The sequence below is a fragment of the Lysinibacillus sp. GbtcB16 genome (assembly GCF_019091145.1).
Lineage (GTDB): Bacteria > Bacillota > Bacilli > Bacillales_A > Planococcaceae > Lysinibacillus > Lysinibacillus fusiformis.
This window is the reverse complement of record NZ_JAGXJV010000013.1, coordinates 14,264-35,930: the sequence shown is the minus strand read 5'-3', so window position 1 is coordinate 35,930 and position 21,667 is coordinate 14,264. Positions and strand designations below refer to the sequence as shown.

At 37.1% G+C, this 21,667-nt stretch carries 19 protein-coding genes; 14 read left to right on the top strand and 5 right to left on the bottom strand.

Annotated features, from left to right (window positions below; genetic code table 11):
- A partial coding sequence (gene thrC / locus KVT27_RS21765) for a threonine synthase (protein WP_217581922.1) occupies nt 1-840 on the bottom strand: 840 nt, incomplete at its 3' end.
- A 204-nt stretch (nt 841-1,044) separates the two neighbouring features.
- Between thrC and KVT27_RS21760 the strand changes: the two genes are divergently transcribed.
- Together KVT27_RS21760 and KVT27_RS21755 are read left to right on the top strand one after the other, a co-directional pair.
- Nucleotides 1,045-2,274: an MFS transporter gene (locus KVT27_RS21760; protein WP_036121121.1), complete on the top strand. Its 1,230-nt coding sequence runs from the start codon at nt 1,045-1,047 to the stop codon at nt 2,272-2,274.
- 287 nt (nt 2,275-2,561) lie between these two features.
- The gene (locus tag KVT27_RS21755) at nt 2,562-3,449 is read left to right on the top strand and encodes a MurR/RpiR family transcriptional regulator (RefSeq protein ID WP_254636234.1); all 888 of its coding nucleotides are present in this window, start codon (nt 2,562-2,564) and stop codon (nt 3,447-3,449) included.
- Nucleotides 3,450-3,552: 103 nt separating this feature from the next.
- Here KVT27_RS21755 and KVT27_RS21750 read toward each other — a convergent pair whose 3' ends face one another.
- On the bottom strand, nt 3,553-4,356 hold the full coding sequence (locus KVT27_RS21750; RefSeq protein ID WP_225316086.1) for a GNAT family N-acetyltransferase: 804 nt from the start codon (nt 4,354-4,356) through the stop codon (nt 3,553-3,555).
- Between the two features lie 395 nt (nt 4,357-4,751).
- Here KVT27_RS21750 and KVT27_RS21745 point away from each other — a divergent pair, with 395 nt between their 5' ends.
- Nucleotides 4,752-5,678, top strand: a complete 927-nt coding sequence (locus KVT27_RS21745) for a manganese-dependent inorganic pyrophosphatase (RefSeq protein ID WP_208705053.1) — start codon at nt 4,752-4,754, stop codon at nt 5,676-5,678.
- A gap of 421 nt (nt 5,679-6,099) precedes the next feature.
- Here KVT27_RS21745 and KVT27_RS21740 read toward each other — a convergent pair whose 3' ends face one another.
- Nucleotides 6,100-7,479, bottom strand: a complete 1,380-nt coding sequence (locus tag KVT27_RS21740) for an FAD-dependent oxidoreductase (RefSeq protein ID WP_036121109.1) — start codon at nt 7,477-7,479, stop codon at nt 6,100-6,102.
- Between the two features lie 125 nt (nt 7,480-7,604).
- On the opposite strand from KVT27_RS21740, the gene KVT27_RS21735 reads away from it, so the two are divergent.
- The 3 genes from KVT27_RS21735 (at nt 7,605) to KVT27_RS21725 (ending at nt 11,799) form a co-directional block, all read left to right on the top strand.
- The gene (locus KVT27_RS21735) at nt 7,605-8,312 is read left to right on the top strand and encodes a DsbA family oxidoreductase (RefSeq protein ID WP_036121106.1); all 708 of its coding nucleotides are present in this window, start codon (nt 7,605-7,607) and stop codon (nt 8,310-8,312) included.
- Nucleotides 8,313-8,507: 195 nt separating this feature from the next.
- Entirely contained in the window at nt 8,508-9,134 is a 627-nt protein-coding gene (locus KVT27_RS21730; RefSeq protein WP_036121103.1) for an FMN-dependent NADH-azoreductase, read from the top strand.
- Between the two features lie 304 nt (nt 9,135-9,438).
- Nucleotides 9,439-11,799 carry a bifunctional 2',3'-cyclic-nucleotide 2'-phosphodiesterase/3'-nucleotidase gene (locus KVT27_RS21725; protein WP_217581921.1) on the top strand — a complete coding sequence of 787 codons (2,361 nt, stop codon included), beginning with the start codon at nt 9,439-9,441 and terminating at the stop codon, nt 11,797-11,799.
- A gap of 21 nt (nt 11,800-11,820) precedes the next feature.
- On the opposite strand, the gene KVT27_RS21720 is transcribed toward KVT27_RS21725, so the two are convergent.
- Nucleotides 11,821-12,192, bottom strand: a complete 372-nt coding sequence (locus tag KVT27_RS21720; protein WP_217581920.1) for a DUF2500 domain-containing protein — start codon at nt 12,190-12,192, stop codon at nt 11,821-11,823.
- Nucleotides 12,193-12,227: 35 nt separating this feature from the next.
- On the bottom strand, nt 12,228-12,755 hold the full coding sequence (locus KVT27_RS21715) for a YceI family protein (protein WP_217581919.1): 528 nt from the start codon (nt 12,753-12,755) through the stop codon (nt 12,228-12,230).
- A 356-nt stretch (nt 12,756-13,111) separates the two neighbouring features.
- On the opposite strand from KVT27_RS21715, the gene KVT27_RS21710 reads away from it, so the two are divergent.
- The 8 genes from KVT27_RS21710 (at nt 13,112) to mntR (ending at nt 21,657) form a co-directional block, all read left to right on the top strand.
- Complete coding sequence (locus KVT27_RS21710) at nt 13,112-13,417, top strand: winged helix-turn-helix transcriptional regulator (protein ID WP_004231981.1); 306 nt, start codon at nt 13,112-13,114, stop codon at nt 13,415-13,417.
- Nucleotides 13,418-13,625: 208 nt separating this feature from the next.
- Entirely contained in the window at nt 13,626-14,540 is a 915-nt protein-coding gene (murB, locus tag KVT27_RS21705; protein ID WP_036121089.1) for a UDP-N-acetylmuramate dehydrogenase, read from the top strand.
- Between the two features lie 53 nt (nt 14,541-14,593).
- Nucleotides 14,594-15,349 carry an exodeoxyribonuclease III gene (locus tag KVT27_RS21700; protein ID WP_217581918.1) on the top strand — a complete coding sequence of 252 codons (756 nt, stop codon included), beginning with the start codon at nt 14,594-14,596 and terminating at the stop codon, nt 15,347-15,349.
- A 308-nt stretch (nt 15,350-15,657) separates the two neighbouring features.
- Nucleotides 15,658-18,027: a penicillin acylase family protein gene (locus KVT27_RS21695; RefSeq protein ID WP_217581917.1), complete on the top strand. Its 2,370-nt coding sequence runs from the start codon at nt 15,658-15,660 to the stop codon at nt 18,025-18,027.
- 145 nt (nt 18,028-18,172) lie between these two features.
- The gene (locus KVT27_RS21690; RefSeq protein ID WP_217581916.1) at nt 18,173-18,544 is read left to right on the top strand and encodes an ArsR/SmtB family transcription factor; all 372 of its coding nucleotides are present in this window, start codon (nt 18,173-18,175) and stop codon (nt 18,542-18,544) included.
- Nucleotides 18,525-20,648: a heavy metal translocating P-type ATPase gene (locus KVT27_RS21685; protein ID WP_305799933.1), complete on the top strand. Its 2,124-nt coding sequence runs from the start codon at nt 18,525-18,527 to the stop codon at nt 20,646-20,648. The genes KVT27_RS21690 and KVT27_RS21685 overlap by 20 nt, the downstream gene beginning before the upstream one ends.
- 164 nt (nt 20,649-20,812) lie before the next feature.
- Nucleotides 20,813-21,115, top strand: coding sequence for a late competence development ComFB family protein (locus KVT27_RS21680; protein ID WP_036121077.1), 303 nt, complete (start codon nt 20,813-20,815; stop codon nt 21,113-21,115).
- Between the two features lie 122 nt (nt 21,116-21,237).
- Nucleotides 21,238-21,657 (top strand): transcriptional regulator MntR, encoded by a 420-nt coding sequence (gene mntR / locus KVT27_RS21675; RefSeq protein ID WP_008177112.1) that lies wholly within the window; start codon nt 21,238-21,240, stop codon nt 21,655-21,657.
- Nucleotides 21,658-21,667 lie beyond the last annotated feature (10 nt).

The following is a 21,667-nucleotide window of genomic DNA, read 5'->3' as shown; positions in this document are numbered from 1 at the left end:
GCCTTCTGTATTGGCGATTAATTGATAAGCAGCAATAATTTCTTGATCTGTTACGGAATCAATAATACCCCCAGATTCATCTCGAGCTGCTTCTGCCAATTTCCAGCTAGCTGGGTTACCAATTCGAATAGCAGTGGCAACTGTCTCCGGATTTGCAATAGGCTCTCCTTTGACGATTGCTGCTGCACCTTCTGCTTCAAAGCCATACATCTTTGGTAGGCCAGAATCTTTTGCAGCATGATATTCTTTAAAGCCTTTCCAGTAAGCAGTAATATTCCCTGCATTACCAACCGGGATGCATAGATAATCAGGAGCAGAGCCTAAGGCATCTACAATTTCGAATGATGCAGTTTTTTGACCTTCAATGCGGTATGGATTGACAGAGTTTACAAGTGCGACAGGAGTTGTTTCACTTACTTGGCGAACAATACTTAAAGCATCATCAAAATTACCATCAATCTCAATGATTTTTGCACCATACATAGTTGCTTGTGCAAGCTTACCAAGGGCAACTTTTCCTTTAGGAATTACAACGATGGATTGAATACCAGCTCTTGTAGCATAAGCCGCTGCAGCAGCAGATGTATTTCCTGTAGAGGCACAAATCACACACTTACTACCATCTTCAATAGCTTTAGCTACAGCAAACACCATACCACGGTCTTTAAATGAGCCAGTTGGGTTTGCACCCTCAATTTTACCGTAAAGCTCAATGCCTAGTTTCTTGGATAAATTCACTAAATGTATAAGAGGCGTATTGCCTTCGTTTAAAGTTAATGCGGGTGTATTTTCTGTTACAGGTAAAAATTGTTTATATTCATCAATAAGGCCTTTCCACATAAAGATACGATCTCCTTTTGTTCTTATAGAAAGAACAGTTGTATTTGTATAAAAGACATTTTAACGCAAATCACACTATTATTTCAATAGCATTTCATAAATTGTCGAAACAATTCGGTAATTTGAATTTTGCTTGTCACTTTCTTGAAACAACTGTATAGTAATCTTGTAATGTAAAGTCAAGTGTAAAGACAGGTGGTTAAAATGGCGACAAATACTGTAGGAACAAATAAATCTAAGCAAACTATTTCTAGAAATAGACTATTGGGCGTTGCAGGGATTGGGTGGCTTTTTGATGCAATGGATGTTGGAATATTATCGTTTGTCATTGCAGCATTGGCAGCAGATTGGGGACTGACACCAAGTCAATCTGGCTGGATTGGTAGTATAAACTCAATTGGAATGGCTGTTGGAGCCCTTGTATTCGGTGTTTTTGCAGACAAAATAGGGAGAAAGCAAATTTTTATGTGGACACTTGTCCTATTTTCCATTGCCAGTGGTCTATCTGCTTTTACGACTACACTGACGGCATTTTTAATGCTACGTTTTTTAGTAGGAATGGGTCTGGGCGGTGAACTACCTGTAGCATCAACGCTAGTATCTGAAAGCGTGGCAGCAAAAGAAAGAGGACGCGTAGTTGTTTTATTGGAAAGCTTTTGGGCAGCTGGATGGCTAATTGCCGCATTGATATCCTATTTTGTTATTCCAACATGGGGATGGCGAGTAGCGCTCATCTTAACAGCTCTCCCTGCATTTTATGCTATTTATCTTAGATGGCATCTCCCAGATTCACCGCAGTTTACGGTGAAGCAAGAGGCCAAATCACGTAGCATCCTTCAAAATATAAAAGAAGTTTGGTCAAAAAAATATGCACGTTCTACATTGATGCTTTGGGTGCTTTGGTTTACAGTTGTATTTTCTTATTACGGTATGTTCTTATGGCTTCCAAGTGTCATGGTTGGTAAGGGCTTTGATATGATTACGAGCTTTAAATATGTTCTCATTATGACATTAGCTCAATTGCCAGGTTATTTTACTGCAGCCTGGTTTATTGAAAAGTTTGGACGGAAATTTGTGCTTGTTTCCTATCTAATTGGTACTGCAGTGAGTGCTTTCATTTTCGGGAATGCTGAAACACTTGTAGTACTGTTATTGTCAGGAATGTTTTTATCATTCTTTAACTTAGGAGCATGGGGGGCTTTATATGCTTATACACCTGAGCAATACCCTTCCATTATTCGAGGTACTGGTGCAGGGATGGCAGCAGCTGCTGGCCGAATTGGTGGTATTTTCGGACCGCTACTAGTTGGTTCTTTATTAACAGCTGGTTATGATATAGGCTTCATTTTTGCCATTTTCTGTGGAGCCATTATTATAGGTGTTATTGGTGTCATTTTCCTAGGGAAGGAAACCAAGCAGCTAGAATTAGAATAATAACTAAACAATGTCCTGGATAAGAGTAATCAATCCAGGACATTTTTGTCTTTATTCGCTAGTGTATTACATAAAAATTAGGAATTATTGATTTTTATTCACCCGAACCAATAAATTTGGTAAAATAACAAATCAACATAGAAAAGTACAAAAAGTCGACATATTAGCAGGTTAATGCGCTGAAGATTTTTCAGAAAAGTCATTGTATTCAAATTGCAATCATGATACTGTATTTTTAATCGAATTTTGAGTAAGTAGGAAACAATCTCCCATTCGTGATAAGGTCATTGAAAGAAAGGTTGTTAGGAATGTGTATTCATGAGGATATAAAGAAAAGGTTTGTAAGACTGTCAAAGGGGCAGCGTAAAGTAGCTCAATTTGTAATGGATAATCCCAATACAGTGATTGCTAATGGAGCGGCAGAAGTAGGCAGACTGGCTAATGTAAGTGAATCAACGGTTATTCGCTTTTGCTATGCCATGGATTTATCGGGATATGTGGAACTGCAAGAAGAAATAAGAAGTTATGTCATGTCCCAAGATGTAGGAACAAATCTACAATCTACCTATACGGGTAAAAAGCAAACTAATTCTCGTTTTGGCAAGGTAATGCAGCGAGATAGTCAAAATATTCAGGAAACAATTCAATTAATTAGCGATCAACAGATTCAAAAAAGTTCAAAATGGATGCATGAAGCAGATAATATCTATATTCTAGGTACTCGTCAGGCAGCATCTGTAGCAAATTGGTTATCCAACACATTAAAAACACTACGTTCTAATATTAAGCAGCTTCGTATAGATTCCGATGAAATATTGAATCAAATTAATAGCATGGGAGAGCGTACAACATTAATTGTTTTATCATTTGATAAACAATTAAAGGATATTCAAACGATTGTTGAAATTGCAAGGATGAAGAAAGTAAAAATTATTGCTATTACTGGAACTGCATTTTCACCCGTTCGTGAATATGCTAATATTTTGTTTGCGCTTGGAACAAACAAGCATTCCTCGCTAGATATAGTGCCCGTTTTATTTTCTTTCTTACATGCTTTATTGGAGGAAATGATTAGCCAAGATAAAGGGCATTATGAAAAATATCAAAAATCCTATGAGCAAGTAGATAGTAATATATTATTTCTGGATGCTGCTAGAGAGAAACAGGTATTTTAATGTTATGCATAGAAAAGTGTTATATTACTTTTCTATGCATTTTTTATAGTCTAAATATATAAAAAGATGTCCAAATATGCTTTAGACATCTAGGCAAAGTGATTTATAAAATTTTACTTAAGTTATACTCGTTAATGTAAGTATCATTTAATTTAATAGCATTTTGTCGGATGCCTTCTTGTTTAAATCCTATTTTCGTAAAAAGATGTAAAGCAACATTATTATGTTCCATAACTGATAATTCTAATCTGGATATATCACGCTGTTTTGACCAACTTTCTACAGCCTTCATTAGCGCAGAGCCAATGCCTTTTTGTTGGTACTCTTCCTTCACAGCTAAGCGAACAGAGGCAACATGTTTAGCTTTCGTTTGTTTATACCCATGTACAACTGCATAGCCTGCAAAAATACCATTTAATACGCAAAGTAATATAGTGCGATTTTTTAGTTGTTTCCAATAGGCTAAATTTTTACGAAGTTGTTGGACAGTTAGATCTACTTCATTTTGAACATTATACATGAAGTCGGTTTGTTGAAAAATTTCTTCCTGTAAAAGAATAAACGATCTAGCATCCGATGCTTCAATCCCTCGAATTATGTATGCAGAAGGGTACTCTTCATTTTTTGAAAGATTGTTTACAGTTGTCTTAGTTTGCGTGCATGAGAACGTTATACTAGTACCTAGTCTAACATCAATGACATGGTAGCCTGCATTTGTCCATGACAAATAGTGTGATAGAGGGGGCTTTGTTTTTTTCCACCAGCTCTTATTTAAGTAGGCGGCATTCGGTAAGGCTTGTCCCATAATGTTTTCTAATTCACTAAAGGATAAAGTGATTTCTTGTTGTAAAGCTACTTCAAAATAATTTGCTAAAGGAATGTACTTTTTTTCCATCTTCTTTGTCATCGTAATCCCCATTTCCTGAATATCCAAAAATATAGACTATCTGATAATAGCATAAAATTATGCTTACATAAATATGAAAATCCAACTAAATATCTATGTAAAATAATTAATATTAGAAAAATATGCGCTTTTACTATTGAATGTTAAAAATAGGATGGTAAAAAAAGATAATGAAAACAAAGGGTATGGGTGCACAAATATACGTATGTGACAGTTTGAAGGTTCATTATACTTTATCCGTATTTGTATAGTTGGTTATTGGGAGTGGGGAATTATTATTGTATATTAAATGAATGAGCATAGTTTGCTTAATGTTTCAATTTTTCATTTGTTAGTCCATAAGATATGATAAAATAAAAGATAAATGTAAGGTCATTTTAGGAGGAATAAATTCAATGAGTAAAGTATTAGTTTTTGGACATAAAAACCCAGATACAGACACTATCACATCTGCAATTGTATATGCTTATTTAAAACAACAAATTGGAGAAGAAGCCGAGGCTGTACGTCTTGGAGATGTAAATAATGAAACACAGTTTGCTTTAAATAAATTTGGCTTTGAAGCGCCACGTTTAATCTCATCTGTAGTTGGAGAAGCGGACAAAGTTATTCTAGTAGACCACAATGAATTCCAGCAATCGGCTGATGGTATTGAGGAAGTGCAAATTGCTGAGGTAATTGATCACCACCGCATCGCTAACTTCCAAACAGCTGATCCGCTATATTATCGTGCAGAACCAGTAGGCTGTACGGCTACAATTCTAAAGAAAATTTTTAACGAAAACAGTTTAGATATACCAGCGAACATTGCTGGTTTAATGCTATCAGCAATCGTTTCAGATACATTATTATTCAAATCACCAACTTGCACGGAGCAAGATGTAAAAGCTGGCGAAGAACTAGCGAAAATTGCTAATGTGGATGTTGCAGAATATGGTTTAGCTATGCTAAAAGCCGGTGCAGACCTATCTGATAAATCTTTAGAAGATCTACTATCATTAGATGCTAAGGAGTTTCAATTCGGTGAGTACAAATCTGTAGTCGCACAGGTGAATGCTGTGGATATTAATGATGTACTTAATCGACAAGAGGAATTAGAGATTTTATTAAATAAAAATGTTGCTGAGAATGGTTTAGATTTATTCTTCTTCGTTGTAACAGATATTCTAAATAACGATTCTACAGCTGTAGCAATTGGACAAGTCGCACAAGCTGCAGCAAAAGGATTCGGTGCTGAGCTTATCAACAACCGTGTTGTGTTACCAGGCGTTGTTTCTCGTAAAAAGCAAATTGTGCCAGTATTAACAGAAGCTCTAAAGTAATTTACACAACAAGACAGCTACTTAGACTGTAGATAATAGCCATCGAAAAGTTCACACTTTCGGTGGCTTTTGTCATGTTTTTTGCATGTACCATATTGGGTAATTACTGTCGAATCCAACATGCTTCTTAAGATATTTACTCGTCCGATAGTCAGTTTCTTTACTATGACAGCAAGTAAGCATCGCTGTATGGGCAGTTTTTATGACATTTACAGGTTGTCCATCATACACCATCCTTTTTCTTTGCGCTTTGCATAGATTTTTTACTTTTTATTAACATATAAAAAGGGAGTCTTTTATATAGAAAATGGATAGGAACGAAGTGCGACCATAGTGGACATCAACGGCTTTACTTTATTTCATCGTAAAAAAGACTGTAGCAAACTCATAATTTGTGGACAGTTTGTCTACAGCCTTCTTTTTAATCTAATTTCAAAGGTTGTACGGCTGGTCCTTCCAGTACTTCCCCTTGAGCATTGAAGCGGGAGCCATGGCAAGGACAATCCCATGTTTCATCAGCCTCATTCCATTTCGTCTTACAGCCCAAGTGAGTACATGTAGGAGCACTGGCATTTCTCATATACCCAGCAATAAATTCTTTTGCGACAAAGCCGCCAACTTTAAGCATTTGCATAAACTGGGCACCAAATTTTGTACGTGATGGTGAATAGAGTGCGATGGCACCATCCTCACTTCTTGATCCCGTGATTAGGCTGGATAAAATGTCACCGGCAACAAAGGAATTAGAAATGCCCCACTTTCTATAGCCGGTAGCAATGAATACGTTTGGCAATGAGTTTGTAATTCTTCCTACGTAAGGAACGATGTCAGGAGTTTCGATATCCTGAGCAGACCATCGATAAATGGGCTCTTGCTCAAAATGTTCTTTCATTTCATTTGCAATGGCATCATAGTACGGCTCTGTATTGACTGTTTCCCCAGCGATGTGATTCGCTCCACCCAGTACTAAAAAATGTTCGTTGTTAATTGTAGCTGTGCGAATGGAACGAGAAGGGAAATCAACGGATAGATACTGCCCCTGCATCGTTTCAGAAATTTTACTAGCCACCATGTAAGAACGACTATTTGACAGTTTAAATAACTTTAGCCCCTTGAAAGCTTCAATTGGATAATGTGAGCACAAAATAAGTTTTTTATATTGAACCGACATATTCTTTTCGGTATGTAAGTTATTTTGAGCTATGTTTAATTGCTGAACTCGGGTATTTGTATAAAGCTTGGCACCCATCGCTTGTGCTTCTTTGGCAAGAAAATTACTTATCTCTACAGGATTTATTTGAGCTTGCTGGGACATGCATAAAGCCTTTGTAATGGGGAAGGGAAGCTCTGTTTCTGTGGTGATTTTTGATTGGATATTTAACACCTTATAAGCATTCCATTCTTTTAATAATTGCGCATACCCTTCTTTTGTTTGAGCATACAATAGCGAATCTACTTGCTTCACACTGCTTTTTGGAAACAATTGTGTTACTTTTTCAATGGCTTGTTGATTGAGTTGGTAATAGAGCTGTGCCTCATCAACGGATAGTTTCTCTAAAAGGTTAGCATAAACGATACTATGCTGGGCAGTTAGTTTACCCGTGGAATGTCCTGTAGTACCGTGACCAAAATGGGTATTCGCCTCAAGTAAAAGTACATCAACACCTGCTTTTGCCAAGACATAGGCTGTATAAAGACCAGTTAATCCTCCTCCGACTATACATACATCACAAGTTGTAGATGAAGAAAGTGAAGATAGTGAGACTGATTCGGAAGTAGCGAGCCAAAGAGATTGAGTCATAGATAAACCTCACAATGTTTTTATGTTCAGTATGTAGATGTACTGGAGAATTTATGCGATGAAGCATAAAAATTGCCTTGCGATTTAATCTATCGCTACAATGTAGCAAAAGGAGAGTGTGAGTAATGAAAATTGAAATATGGTCTGACTATGTATGTCCATTTTGTTATATTGGTAAAAAACAATTAGAGCAAGCGATTGAAGATACTGGCTTTGGTGGGCAAGTGGAGCTTGTTTATAAAAGCTATCAACTTGATCCTAATACCCCAGTAGATTCGAATATTACTGTCTATGAATCATTAGCGAAGAAATATGGTATGTCTTTAGAAAAGGCCAAAGAAATGACATTAGGTGTTACTGAGCGTGCGAAAGAAGTAGGCTTAAACTATGACTTTAGCAATCTAATGGAAGAGAATACGTTAAAGGCACATCGACTTGTTAAATGGGCTGAGCAGCAGGGAGATGTTACAGCATTAGTTGAAGCTCTACTGCACAGTCATTTTATTGAAGGAAAACGTATTGGACAAGAGGCTGTATTATTAGATATAGCCGAACAGGTAGGATTGCAACGCGAGGAAGTGGCAAAAGTTCTTGCTGTGGATGAATTTAAAAATGAGGTAGAAGCAGATATTCAAGAAGGATTGCAGCTTGGAGTTCGTGGGGTCCCATTCTTTGTCTTAAACCGTAAATATGGTATTTCTGGTGCCCAGCCACAAGAAGTATTCGAAGATACACTACGTAAAGTGGCTGAGGAAGAGGGCTTACAACCTGGTCTAAAAATGGCTGGCACGGGTGACGCTGGTGTTTGTACAGATGATAACTGTAAATTATAGTGCTAAAATTACTCTAACTACGGAGGGGCTTGACAAACAAGCCTCTTTTATTCGTTTTAGTGAAAAGTTTTATCTAATATTTCAGTCAAAAGTCTGAGGTAAGTATCGTTGACTTTTTAGAAGAATTTTTTTAAGATAAGTTTATATCTTGAATTCGAGATAATAGACTATGAGATATAAGGGAGATTTTATATAATGAACGTTTTAGTAGTAAAAGCAAACAACCGTCCAGACGGTATTTCAACAAAAATGTACGATACTTTTATGGAAAACGTACAAGGTGTAAACGTTACAACTTTTGACGTATTTGCAGAAGATATGCCATATTTTGGGCAAGACCTTTTCAATGCATTTGGTAAAGTACAAAATGGTGGAGAGTTAACAGACATCGAATCACGTCTTTTAGCTGCTAAACAAAAAGCGATGGATGCATTAACAGCAGCTGATTTAGTAGTATTTGCTTTCCCACTTTGGAACTTAACTATTCCAGCACCTTTACAAACATTTATTGACTATGTGTACCAAGCAGGTTTCACATTCAAATATGGTGAAGATGGCCAAATGGTTAGCTTAATGACGGATAAAAAAGCGATTATTTTAAATGCTCGTGGTGGTTACTACTCACTACCAGAAACACAGCCGATGGAAATGTCAGTAAACTACATTAAAAATGTAGCGGGCGGCGTGTTCGGTATGGAAATTATCGAAGAAGTAATTATTGAAGGTCACAATGCATCACCTGATAAAGCACAAGAAATTATTGCAAATGGCCTAGAAGAAGTGAAAAAAGTAGCTCAATCACTTCAAACAGTAAACGCGTAAAAAAATTTTTTTAATAAAAGACCTCTCGAATTTGAGAGGTCTTTTTTTATTTTGTGAGCAGAGGTATGGTGTGGTGTAGAAGTCGGATATATTGGTATTAACTATTTATTTGGAATTTACATTTACTAACATTCTATTGGTGGTATAAAAATAAAAATGATAGAAAAATGTGATTTTATAGGAAAGTGATAACCCATTCTTTTAAAAATACATATAATTAGGACTAATTATTCAGTAAAAAATAGAGTTAGTTTAATATAATAGTATCTGTAGGAAAATACTAGATGAATAAGGAGGTTGTTGTATGAACAAGAAATTAATAACTAAATTTTTAGCCATGCTACTAGTTTTATCCGCGTTGATACCATTTGGATTCACTGCTAATGCTGCTTCCAATGAAGTTACACGCGCTGATTATGTAAAAGAATTAGTAGAAAGCTTAGATGTCGAATTAGGTGATGGATCTTCCCTTACTTTTACGGATGTCTCTAAGGATTTAGCACCATATGTAGAAAAGGCTGTACAGTTAAAACTTATAAAAGGAAAAACAGCAACTACATTTGGTCCAAACGATAAATTAACACGTCAACAAGCGTTTGTTATATCTGCTCGTGGACTTGTTAGTGAAAACGCTTCCCTGGCGGTCTTAGACCAATTTAAGGATGCTGATCAAATTGCTAAAGCTTATAAACAAGATTTAGCTAATGCTGTTGCAGCTAATATTCTTCAAGCGTATGAGGATAATACTATCCGTCCTCTTGACTATGTAACACATGAGCAAATGGAAAGTATTGTAGAGCGTTTTGTAGCAGAATACAAGGCACCATCTAATGGAGTGTCAGTAGATCTTCAAATTTTAGGAACTACAGATATTCATACAAATTTAGCAAATTATAATTACTATTTAGATGCTCCATCATCTGAGGTTGGTTTAGCTAATACAGCTACATTAATTGAACAAGCTCGTGCTAAAAACCCCAACACACTACTATTCGATAATGGAGATTTAATTCAAGGTACGCCACTTGGCTCTTATAAAGCATTAGAAAGTGTATTAAAGCCAGGGGAAGTACATCCGGCTATTGCGGCACTTAACGCTTTAAAATATGATGGTGGAACTTTAGGAAACCATGAATTCAACTATGGTCTTGATTTCTTAAATGAAGTTTTAAATGATGCTAAATATCCAGTCGTAAATGCTAATACTTACGATGCTAAAACAAAAAAACGTATGTTTACACCTTATGTTATTCTTGATAAAGAAGTAGTGGATAGCACTGGTAGGAAACATACACTGAAAGTTGGTGTGACAGGGATTGTACCAACAAAAATTGTTGAATGGGATGCCATTCATTTAGCTGGTAAAGTTGACATGCAAGAACCTGTTGAAGCAATAAAAGAAGTAGTTCCTGAAATGCAGAAGGCTGGAGCAGACGTAATTGTTGTTCTTTCCCATTCTGGTATTGGTGAGGACACTTACGTGGAAGGCGCTGAGAATGTTGGCTATCAACTAGCTGGAATTGACGGAATCGATGCTTTGATTACAGGGCACTCTCACTTAACATTCCCAGGTGACTACAAAGATTTGAAAGATGTAGATCAAGAAAAGGGAACGATTCACGGTGTTCCAACAGTTATGGCAGGTAGCTATGGTAGCCATCTTGGTATCATTGATCTAAAACTAGAACAACAAGGATCAGAGTGGGTTGTAGTAGATGGTAGTGGGTCATTGCAATCAATCAAGCAAGAAGGTTTACAACCATCCACTACGGTATTAAAAGCTGTGAAACAAGCACATGAAGGCACTTTAACTTATATTCGCCAGCCTGTTGGTGAAACAACTGCGCCAATCCATAGTTATTTCTCAATGGTGCAAGATGATCCTTCTATTCAAATCGTCACACAAGCACAAAAATGGTTTATTGAACAGGAATTAAAGGGAACGGCTGATGAAAAAACGCCGATTCTTTCTGCTGGGGCGCCTTTTAAAGCCGGTTCACGAAATAATCCATTAGATTATACAAACATTCCAGTTGGTCCACTTGCCATCAAAAATATGGCGGACATTTATCATTACGATAATACTGTAGCAACAATTAAAGTTACAGGTGCACAAGCCGTCGAGTGGTTAGAGATGGCTGCAGGTATTTTTGCAACAATTGATCCGAATAAGACAGAAGAGCAAAATATTATTGATTCAGAAGCACGCTCTTATAATTTTGACGTGTTAGATGGTTTAACCTATCAAATTGATGTGACATCTCCATCTAAATATGACCGACGTGGTAATCTTGTTGATGAAAAGGCGAACCGTATTAAAAATGTACAGTATAATGGTAAACCAATTGATTTAAAACAAGAATTCATTATCATTACAAATAATTATCGTGTTGGTGGTTCGTATGGAGCGACATTTAAAAATACGGACGGTTCGAATATAACTAACTATGCATATGAAAATCGTCAAGCTGTAGTTGATTATATTATGGCAAATAAAACAATTAACCCAGCTGCGGATAATAACTGGTCATTTGTACCATTCCCAGCCAAGACGAAAGTTGTTTATCTATCTGCGAAAGATGCACAAAAATTTATCTCAACAGATAGCAACATTGAATATTTAGAAGATACAGAGGCAGGATTTGCAAAGTATTTAATTAAATAAAACTAAAAGGGAGAGTACGATTTAATCGCTACTCTCCCTTTTTTGTCTTTCGAAAGTATGAAAGCGTGTGCCCTGAAACGTTAAAAAACCAATGTCACCCTCCACTAACTGTCCAAAATCGCGACCTTTCACTTTAAATTCCTGACGCTCCCCATGTCGTTCTTCAAACGTGATGAAATAGGAAGTATATGCCGCAGAATTATTAGTGCCTCCACGAATATTTGTACGTTTTGACACAACCTTAGCGGGTACAGTTAAGGTTTGTGATTGGTTATTAATAGACCAAGTGACAATAGCTTTAATAAGGCTGAAGGCGATGCTACCAAAAACAATAAAAAAGACGATTGTAATAAAGCTCGATTCAAATGTAATTCCGTTATCAAACCATAGCATGTAAAGTTCCCTCTTTCCTTATAGTAAATCAAAAACTAAAGGGGGCTTAACTCGACGTCTACCACAATGTCAATCTCATCATTGATTAATACGCCACCTGTTTCAAGAATTGTATTATAGACTAAATTAAAATCACGGCGATCAATTTGTGTCTTTGCCTGAAAACCATGTACTTCTTCTGCCCAAGGATTAACACCGTTTCCTGTATATACTGTTGTAAATAAGATAGGCTTTGTTATGTTTTTAATTGTTAAATCCCCATGTATCAAAAAAGTTTTATCATTTTGTTTATCAATATATGTAGAGGTGAAAACTATTTTTGGATAGACGTCTGCATCAAAAAAATCTGGAGACACAAGGTGTACATCACGGTCATGATTTTTTGTGGAGACACTAGCCACGTCAATGGTAATAGAGATACTTGCATCCTGCATATGCTCAATATTGGCTGCAGCAATTTCAGCGTTGTACGATTCGAAAGTACCGTGAATTTTAGATATCATCATATGTCGTACAGAAAAACTAAGTGTGGAATGACTGATATCAATAGTGTATTTTTTCATTTAAAAACCCCCTAAAACAGCATTCTACAACGAATAATAAAGGAAACAAATACCATATTCAATGGGTTTTTCATAAATAGGAATGGATCATCACTAATAAAAGTGTAAACTGTGAACATTTACAAGACTTTAAATAAATAGTTAGTCATATTACTGTTATCTAGGGCATTGTATTATTAGGAGGACGGACGGTTTAACGATGGAAGGTTCCACCCTAATTGAAAAAAACTGAAAACTAAAGTTACTTTTTGTAATTAAGTATATAAAAGTATATTAATTATTTTATGTAAATAAGTTACTCTAAATTTACATTTCCTGCAATAATCGTTACAATAGTTACATAGAGGTGAAGAATTATGAATGAGACAACTTTATGTCCTCGTTTAGCTAAAGCAATGGATTTAATCGGAAAACGATGGACGGGTTTAATATTATATCAATTATTAGATGGACCACAGCGTTTTAATGAAATAGAGTCTGCATTACCTGTTAGTGGCCGTTTATTATCAGAACGTTTAAAGGAACTGGAAAAAGAAGGACTTGTTGAACGTAAAGTGTATTCTGAAGTCCCAGTACGAGTTGAATATTCATTAACGGATAAAGGGCAAGCACTAGAAGGTGCTATCCGTAATATTGAAACATGGGCAAGTAGCTGGCTTTAAAGTGAATGGCTTGTTCTTTAGGTAGTATTGTGCCAAAAACGACACTTGGAATGACTGTCAATTTTCTTTATAATATTCATCATCTCTGCACAGGACTTACCTGTCTTTTTATATGAGATAAAAATACCCTTCATTTTACTTGTCAAATTGGGGTTCTAAATCCATACTGGTGTAGAGTAAGAAGGACGTTAGAAAGGAATTAGCTCTCATGACAAAACAACAATGGGCAAAGGATTTAGCGAAGAGCATTAATCCTGCCAATATTAAGTTAGATGAATCATTACAACAATATACAATGACAAAATTAGGTGGCAAAGCAGATGTTTTTGTTCTTCCTGATACAGAAGAAGAAGCAGCATTTGTAATTCACTATGCATATATAAATAATATTCCTTTATTAATGTTAGGTAACGGATCTAATATGGTTGTTCGTGATGGTGGTCATAGAGGAATCGTTGTAACATTTTCAAATTTAGATGAGATTCGTATTAATGGTGAACATGTTTATGCTCAAAGTGGTGCGCTAATTAAAGATGTGTCGAAACTATCTGCCAAAGCATCTTTAACAGGCTTCGAGTTTGCCTGTGGTATCCCTGGGTCAATTGGTGGGGCAATGGCTATGAACGCAGGTGCTTATGGCGGTGAGATTAAAGATATCATTATTTCATCTAAGGTGTTAACAAAAGAGGGAGAAATTTTAACCTTGTCAAAGGATGAGCTTGAGCTTGGTTATCGTAAAAGCGTTATTGCGAAGAAAGGCTATTACGTGTTATCCTCTGAGTTCCAATTAGCATCTGGCGAACAAGGGGAAATTGATGCGAAGATTGCTGACTTAACCTTTCAGCGAGAATCTAAGCAACCATTAGAATATCCATCTGCGGGAAGTGTTTTTAAACGCCCACCAGGTCATTTTGCAGGGAAGCTTATTCAAGATAGTGGCTTGCAGGGCAAAGGAGTAGGCGGTGCAGAGGTTTCTACGAAGCACGCAGGTTTTATTGTCAATAAAGGAAATGCTACTGCTTCTGATTATATTGCGACTATTCAAATGGTACAGCGGATTGTGAAAGAAAAATTCGGTATTGAATTAGAAACAGAAGTTAAAATTGTTGGTGATGATCTGTAATGTGACGCTCTTCGCTTGAGTCGAAGGGCGTTTTTTTAAGGAGTGAGTATGAGATGAAAGTTATATCATGGAATGTTAATGGCATTAGAGCTTGCCTAGGGAAAGGCTTTCTAGACTTCTTTCATCAAATAGAGGCAGATTTTTTTTGTATCCAAGAAACGAAATGTCAGGCTGGACAAGTAGAGCTTGCACTAGATGATTATGAGCAATATTGGAACTATGCTCAAAAGAAGGGCTACTCGGGGACAGCTATATTTACAAAGCATACACCATCATCTGTTAAGTATGGAGTTGGCGATGAAGATTCTCAGGATGAGGGTAGAATCATTACTTTAGAATATCAAAATTTCTATTTAGTAAATGTCTATACCCCCAATGCACAGCGAGATTTAGCGAGATTACCACTTCGATTAACATGGGAAGATCGTTTAGCTGGCTATTTACAAGACCTGAATAGTAAGAAGCCTGTTGTCTATTGTGGCGACTTAAATGTTGCACACACTGAAATAGATTTGAAAAATGCGAAATCGAATGTGGGGAATTCCGGATTTACATTTGAGGAGCGTGCTAAATTTTCGGAGCTTTTAGCCAGTGGTTTTGTAGATTCTTTCAGATACAAGCATCCTAATGAAACTGACCATTTTACATGGTGGTCCTATATGAATAAAGTACGTGAACGAAATATTGGTTGGCGCATCGACTACTTTATTGTGTCGGAGCAATTAAAAAATCAAATAGATCAAGCGACTATTCACCCACACATTATGGGCAGCGATCATTGTCCTATTGAATTACAACTACATGTCTAGCATTAAAAATCGTATTTTCTATTTGGAAATACGATTTTTTTGTCTTTGCAATAATAATAGAATGAATAAAAAAGGAGGCTAATGAAAGGAAAGCCATGTATCTATGAAATACGTTTTTTAACAATGCTCTGTACCTTCATATAGCCAATTGTTTATACTAGTCTAATAGCGAATGGCGACAAAATTTTGTATTTAAAGATTGATTTACTTACATAACACACAAATATTCGCTATCGACAATCTTTTGAACCTTGTTTTAAGGATTTTAAGAGGTAGGAAGGAATATAGTGCACAGAGGGGGTAATGAGATGGAAAAGAGAAAGTTCAAATGGAGAAAGTGGCTCATCGTCCTTGCTGGGATCGTAGCGACTTTAGCTATCGTAGCTTTTACCGGATTTACATGGTTTATGAATAAATCTAAGCCGATAATTGATGGCGAATTAGCTGTCCATATTTTAGAGCAGGATGTGTCGGTTACAAGGGACGACAAAGGGGTTCCTCATATTTTTGCAAAGACAGATGCGGATTTATATCGTGCGCAAGGTTATGTTCAAGCACAAGATCGATTATTTCAAATGGATTTAGCACGAAGACAGGCGAGTGGTCGATTATCAGAAATTATTGGGGAAGCAACAATAAATACGGACAAACACTTTCGTACATTTAGCTTACGCGATGCCGCTGAGAAATCGCTCGCAGCCTATGATGAGGAAAGCAAGCAAGTACTAGAGTGGTATGCAGAAGGGGTAAATGCATTTATTGCGCAAGCTAAGGAAAATAAAACTTTAAGCTATGAATTTTCATTATTGGGCTACGAGCCAGAGGAATGGACAGTCGTGGATTCTTTAACGATTGGGAAGTATATGGCATATGATTTGGGAGGGAATTGGAATACACTTGCCTTCCGTCACTGGGCTTTACAAAATTTTGATGAAGAAAAGGCCAAAGAATTATTTATTAAATACCCTGAAAATGCTTCATCTATTATTGAGGCAAATATTAAAAACCCTGTAGCGGTAGCAGGACAATTTAATGCAGATCTACTGCCTAATGAATTTAACGGCAGTAATAACTGGGTTGTTTCTGGTGATAAAACTAAATCAGGTACACCTATTTTGGCGGACGATCCTCACCTAGGGTTGAGTACTCCATCCATTTGGTATCAGATGCATCTGCAATCTCCACAACAAAATGTTAGTGGTGTTATTTTTGCAGGAATTCCAGGTATTATTTTGGGTCATAATGAGGATATAGCATGGGGTGTGACGAATGTTGGCCCGGATGTGCAGGATTTATATATTGAAATACCTAATCCCGATAATCCAACACAATACCGCTACGATGGAAAATGGGAGCAAGCTGAGGTACGTGATGAATCTATTAAGGTGAAGGACGGAGAAACTGTAGATTTTGATGTGGTGGTGACTCGCCATGGTCCGATTATGACGGATCTAGCATTCAAAGATACCAAGCCAACTGCACAATTTTCAATGCAGTGGACAGCACTTCAATCAACTGCAGAATTACGTGCAGTAATTGGTTTTAATAAGGCTGAATCTTGGGATGACTTTGAAAAAGCTTTAGAAGACTTTAAGGCACCTGCGCAGAACTTCGTTTTTGCCTCAAAGGATGGCACCATTGCTTATAAAGCAAATGGTCAAATTCCTATTCGTAAGCAAGGTGATGGTCAATTGCCAGTTCCAGGTGATTCTAGTGACTATGGTTGGGATGGTTTTATTCCATGGGATGAGCTGCCAACAGTAGTGAATCCAGAGGAAGGCTTTATTGCTACAGCCAATAATCAAGTCGTAGGAGAGGAATATCCTTATCACATTACAGATTTCTGGGCTCAGCCTTACCGTTTTGAACGAATTAAAGAAGTGCTTGAGGCGAACGATTCGATAACGGTAGAAGATATGATGAACTTGCAAATGGATCAACATAATCTCTATGCAAGGGAATTTCTTCCTAGTTTATTAACATCTATGAAAGCGCAAGATCAGGATGGTACGTACACAGAGATTATTGCCATGCTGGAGAAATGGGATATGGTGGATGCTAAGGAATCAAGCGCACCACTCGTATTCCATACGCTTATGACCAAATTACAGGAAGTATTGTTTAAAGATCAAATGCCTGCAGATATGTATGACATCATGCATGGTAAATTTAATATTACAGACCAGCTTTTACGCACTGCCTATGCAGAGGGCAAGAGTATTTGGATAGAGGAGCAAGGTGGAGTTGATGCAACAGTTTACAAGGCACTTGAGCTTACCATTGCACAATTAGAAGATCAATTTGGTAAAAATGCATCCAAGTGGCAATGGGGAGATTTCCACCAGCTCACTTTTGATCATACGTTAGGTAGTGCTTCTCCAATTTTAGCTGCCTATTTTAATGCTAAAAAGGTTCCAATTGGAGGATCCAAAGTGACGGTACAGGCAGCTGATAATGATCTTGCTGGTAATGTGGATCATGGTGCTTCTTGGCGTTTTGTTGTGGATGTGGGTGATTTATCTTCTGGCTATCATATTGTTGGACCTGGTCAAAGTGGTCATGTAAAGTCTGATTGGTATCAAGATCAGGTACTTGATTGGGCAAATGGTGATTATCATCGAACTTTTGTAAAACAGGAAGATATTAAAGGTAAAACATTAAAATTAAAAGCGAAGTAACAAAAATGATTAGCGTACTTATTAAAGTACGTTAATTTTTTTTACTAGGATATAAATCACAACATTCAAATATTCATTTGAATAAGATGGAATAATATGTTACATTGAATACAATCAAACGAATATTTGAATGAGGTGAGGAACAATGCCAAAAGAAATTTGTGAAGTGACGCAAGTACATGAAGAAGCAGTCACTAAGGTACAACAACAAATGCCTGATCTATCAGGGGTAGCAAAGTTTTTAAAAGCATTATCTGATGAAACAAGGCTTAAAATCGCCTTTGCTTTAACGGTAGAGGATGAATTATGTGTTTGTGATGTAGCATCGATTATTGGCTCGTCAGTCGCAACAGCATCACATCATTTACGTTACTTAAAAGATAATAATTTAGCAAAGACACACCGCAAAGGGAAGCAAATGTATTACTCTTTAGCGGATGAGCATGTATTTCAAATTGTAACAATTGCCTATGAACATGCGAAAGAGGGGATTGCGAATGGTAGCGACGCCAACTAAACAAGAATACAGATTGCAAAATCTTTCCTGTGCTAGCTGTGCAGCGAAGTTTGAGAAAAATGTTAAGGCTATTCCTGAGGTGGAGGATGCACAAGTCAATTTTGGTGCTTCTAAAATAACGGTAGTCGGCAGCATTAGTGTGAATCAAATTGAAGAAGCAGGTGCCTTTGATGGGATCAAGGTGGCGCAATCAGCAGTGAGAACAGTTGAAAAATCTACACCTTTTTACCGTAAAAAAGAGAATATTTTGGCAGGGATATCTTTGTTCTTTGTCATTCTAGGCTATTTATTTGTTTCTATGCAGGGAGAAACAAACCCGATTCCAATAGCCATGTTCATCATAGCTATTCTTGTAGGGGGAATTGGTATTTTTAAAACGGGCTTCCGTAATTTAGCTCGCTTTGAATTTGATATGAAGACCCTTATGACAATCGCTATTATTGGAGCTGCTATTATTGGTCAATGGGAAGAAGCGGCAGTTGTAGTCTTTCTATTTGCCGTAAGTGAAGCACTTGAAGCTTACTCTATGGATAAGGCAAGACAATCGATTCGAGGGTTAATGGATATCGCTCCACCGACAGCTATTATTAAAAGAGCGCATGGCGAGCATTTTCATGAGCTTGAACTGCCGACAGAAGATATCGAGATAGGGGATATTTTACTTGTAAAGCCTGGGCAAAAGATTGCGATGGATGGCATTGTCATTAGCGGACTATCTGCAGTAAATCAAGCAGCTATAACAGGTGAATCCATTCCAGTAAATAAAACAGTGAATGATGAAGTATTCGCAGGCACATTAAATGAAGAGGGTGCGCTTGAGGTTCGCGTGACAAAGCGAGTAGAAGACACAACAATTGCTAAAATCATTCATCTTGTAGAAGAGGCGCAGGCAGAGAAAGCACCTTCTCAGCAATTTGTAGATCGCTTTGCGAAGTATTACACACCAGCTATTATCATTGTTGCTTTTTTAGTAGCTGTTATTCCACCTTTATTTATAGGAGATTGGCAGCACTGGATTTACCAAGGCTTAGCAGTGCTAGTAGTAGGATGTCCTTGTGCACTCGTTGTTTCTACACCGGTGGCTATTGTCACTGCGATTGGGAATGCTGCAAGACAAGGTGTCCTGATTAAAGGCGGAATTCATTTAGAACAATTAGGACATATTGAAGCAGTAGCCTTTGATAAAACAGGTACATTAACTGAAGGACAGCCAGCTGTTACGGATATAGTGACAATGGATGGTTGGTCAGAGGACTATGTATTACAGCTAGTGGCAGCAGTAGAGAAACAGTCCCAGCACCCATTAGCAAAAGCTATATTAAATAGATTACACGATAAAAATTTATCTGAGCTAGTGCCTACAGAATTCCAATCAGTCACAGGCAAAGGAGCCTTTGCAACAGTTGATCAGCAGATTATTTACGTAGGTAGCATGAAATGGGTATCCACATTAGCTTCTATCGATAAAAATATAGAAAAGCAGGTTAAAAAACTACAGGAACAGGGTAAGACAGTAGTAGCAGCGGTTTCGAAAAGCCAACTCATTGGATTAATTGGGATTGCTGATCAATTGCGTCATGAAAGTAAGGATGTCTTGCAAAAACTTAATGCCCTAAAAGTAAAACATATGGTGATGTTAACAGGAGATGCAGAGCCTACTGCTAAGGCCATTGCTACATCATTACAGGTAACAGATGTGCGTGCTGGTTTATTACCAGAGGAAAAATTAATGGCGATTAAAGATTTACGTGCACAGTTTGGAGCCGTAGCAATGGTTGGGGACGGTGTAAATGATGCGCCAGCATTGGCCACTGCAAATGTGGGAATTGCAATGGGAGGAGCAGGCACAGATGCAGCTCTCGAGACAGCCGATATTGCCTTAATGGGTGACGATTTAACAAAGCTCCCATACACAATTGGGTTAAGCAGAAAAACACTACGCATTATTAAGGAAAATATTATTTTTGCCCTAGCCTTAAAATTAATTGCGTTGCTGCTAGTCATCCCAGGATGGTTAACGTTATGGATAGCAATTTTTGCAGATATGGGCGCAACCTTATTAGTTGTTTTTAATTCATTAAGACTAATAAAAGCAAAAAAGTAGTAGGTAAGATGTGATTTGATAGGAAAAAGCAGGAGATTAATCTTACTTTGACACTACTAATTTTGTGCGAATAGATGCTACTAGTGATTCTTGAAAAAGTACTTTTTAAAAGCTATTATAGTTTCAGGAGTAATGTAACCATTCAATATAAATGAGGCGAAAGTTTGAATAAGTCAGATCCTATTTTAGTAAATGTTACAGAAGAGATTGTGCGTGGTTTAGTAAGCTTTTTACTACGAGGACCGGAATATCAAACATTTTGTAAATGCGAAATCTGTGAACTCGACACGGTGGCACTTACACTAAATGCATTGCCGAGTAAGTATGTTACATCTATGGAAGCTAGAGACGAGGCATTTAAGGAAATGAATACTCCTGAAAGTATTGAGCGCATCAACAAAGAGATTATTCACGCGTTACATGTGGTAAATAAGTATCCTCGACACAAAGCGGAGCCTACTTCTTAAATGAAGAGGCTCTTTTTAAGTTGTACAGGTCGTGATTTTCTGGCATATGTATTTTCAGTTAACTTTTAAGCCAAGCTTGTAGTAAACTAGAGAGTAAGAAAAGGAAAGAGAGGGAAAAGGATATGCCAACACCTAGTATGGAGGACCATATCGAACAAATTTATTTACTAATCGCTAACAAAGGATATGCGCGAGTGTCTGACATTGCTGAAGCATTATCTGTTCTTCCTTCTTCTGTTACAAAAATGGTTCAAAAATTAGATAAAGATGGTTATTTAGTTTATGAAAAATACCGTGGGCTGACATTGACGCCGAAAGGTGAAAAGCTAGGAAAGCGTCTTGTGCAGCGTCATGAATTGCTCGAGCAGTTTTTACGAATGATTGGTGTGGATGAAGAGCGTATATATAATGATGTTGAAGGAATTGAGCATCATTTAAGTTGGAATTCAATCGATCGTATAGCAGATCTTGTGCAAGTAATGGAAGAGAATCCAGACATCGTGAAAAAATTAGAGGCATCAAAAACACAGCACAATCTATAAAATGATGGTG

Excerpts from the sequence above, each read along its gene's own strand:
- KVT27_RS21760 (WP_036121121.1), top strand. The coding sequence starts at position 1,045 with ATGGCGACAAATACTGTAGGAACAAATAAATCTAAGCAAACTATTTCT.
- KVT27_RS21750 (WP_225316086.1), bottom strand. The coding sequence starts at position 4,356 with ATGACAAAGAAGATGGAAAAAAAGTACATTCCTTTAGCAAATTATTTT.
- KVT27_RS21745 (WP_208705053.1), top strand. The coding sequence starts at position 4,752 with ATGAGTAAAGTATTAGTTTTTGGACATAAAAACCCAGATACAGACACT.
- KVT27_RS21740 (WP_036121109.1), bottom strand. The coding sequence starts at position 7,479 with ATGACTCAATCTCTTTGGCTCGCTACTTCCGAATCAGTCTCACTATCT.
- KVT27_RS21735 (WP_036121106.1), top strand. The coding sequence starts at position 7,605 with ATGAAAATTGAAATATGGTCTGACTATGTATGTCCATTTTGTTATATT.
- KVT27_RS21730 (WP_036121103.1), top strand. The coding sequence starts at position 8,508 with ATGAACGTTTTAGTAGTAAAAGCAAACAACCGTCCAGACGGTATTTCA.
- KVT27_RS21725 (WP_217581921.1), top strand. The coding sequence starts at position 9,439 with ATGAACAAGAAATTAATAACTAAATTTTTAGCCATGCTACTAGTTTTA.
- KVT27_RS21720 (WP_217581920.1), bottom strand. The coding sequence starts at position 12,192 with ATGCTATGGTTTGATAACGGAATTACATTTGAATCGAGCTTTATTACA.
- KVT27_RS21715 (WP_217581919.1), bottom strand. The coding sequence starts at position 12,755 with ATGAAAAAATACACTATTGATATCAGTCATTCCACACTTAGTTTTTCT.
- KVT27_RS21710 (WP_004231981.1), top strand. The coding sequence starts at position 13,112 with ATGAATGAGACAACTTTATGTCCTCGTTTAGCTAAAGCAATGGATTTA.
- murB (WP_036121089.1), top strand. The coding sequence starts at position 13,626 with ATGACAAAACAACAATGGGCAAAGGATTTAGCGAAGAGCATTAATCCT.
- KVT27_RS21700 (WP_217581918.1), top strand. The coding sequence starts at position 14,594 with ATGAAAGTTATATCATGGAATGTTAATGGCATTAGAGCTTGCCTAGGG.
- KVT27_RS21695 (WP_217581917.1), top strand. The coding sequence starts at position 15,658 with ATGGAAAAGAGAAAGTTCAAATGGAGAAAGTGGCTCATCGTCCTTGCT.
- KVT27_RS21690 (WP_217581916.1), top strand. The coding sequence starts at position 18,173 with ATGCCAAAAGAAATTTGTGAAGTGACGCAAGTACATGAAGAAGCAGTC.
- KVT27_RS21685 (WP_305799933.1), top strand. The coding sequence starts at position 18,525 with ATGGTAGCGACGCCAACTAAACAAGAATACAGATTGCAAAATCTTTCC.
- mntR (WP_008177112.1), top strand. The coding sequence starts at position 21,238 with ATGCCAACACCTAGTATGGAGGACCATATCGAACAAATTTATTTACTA.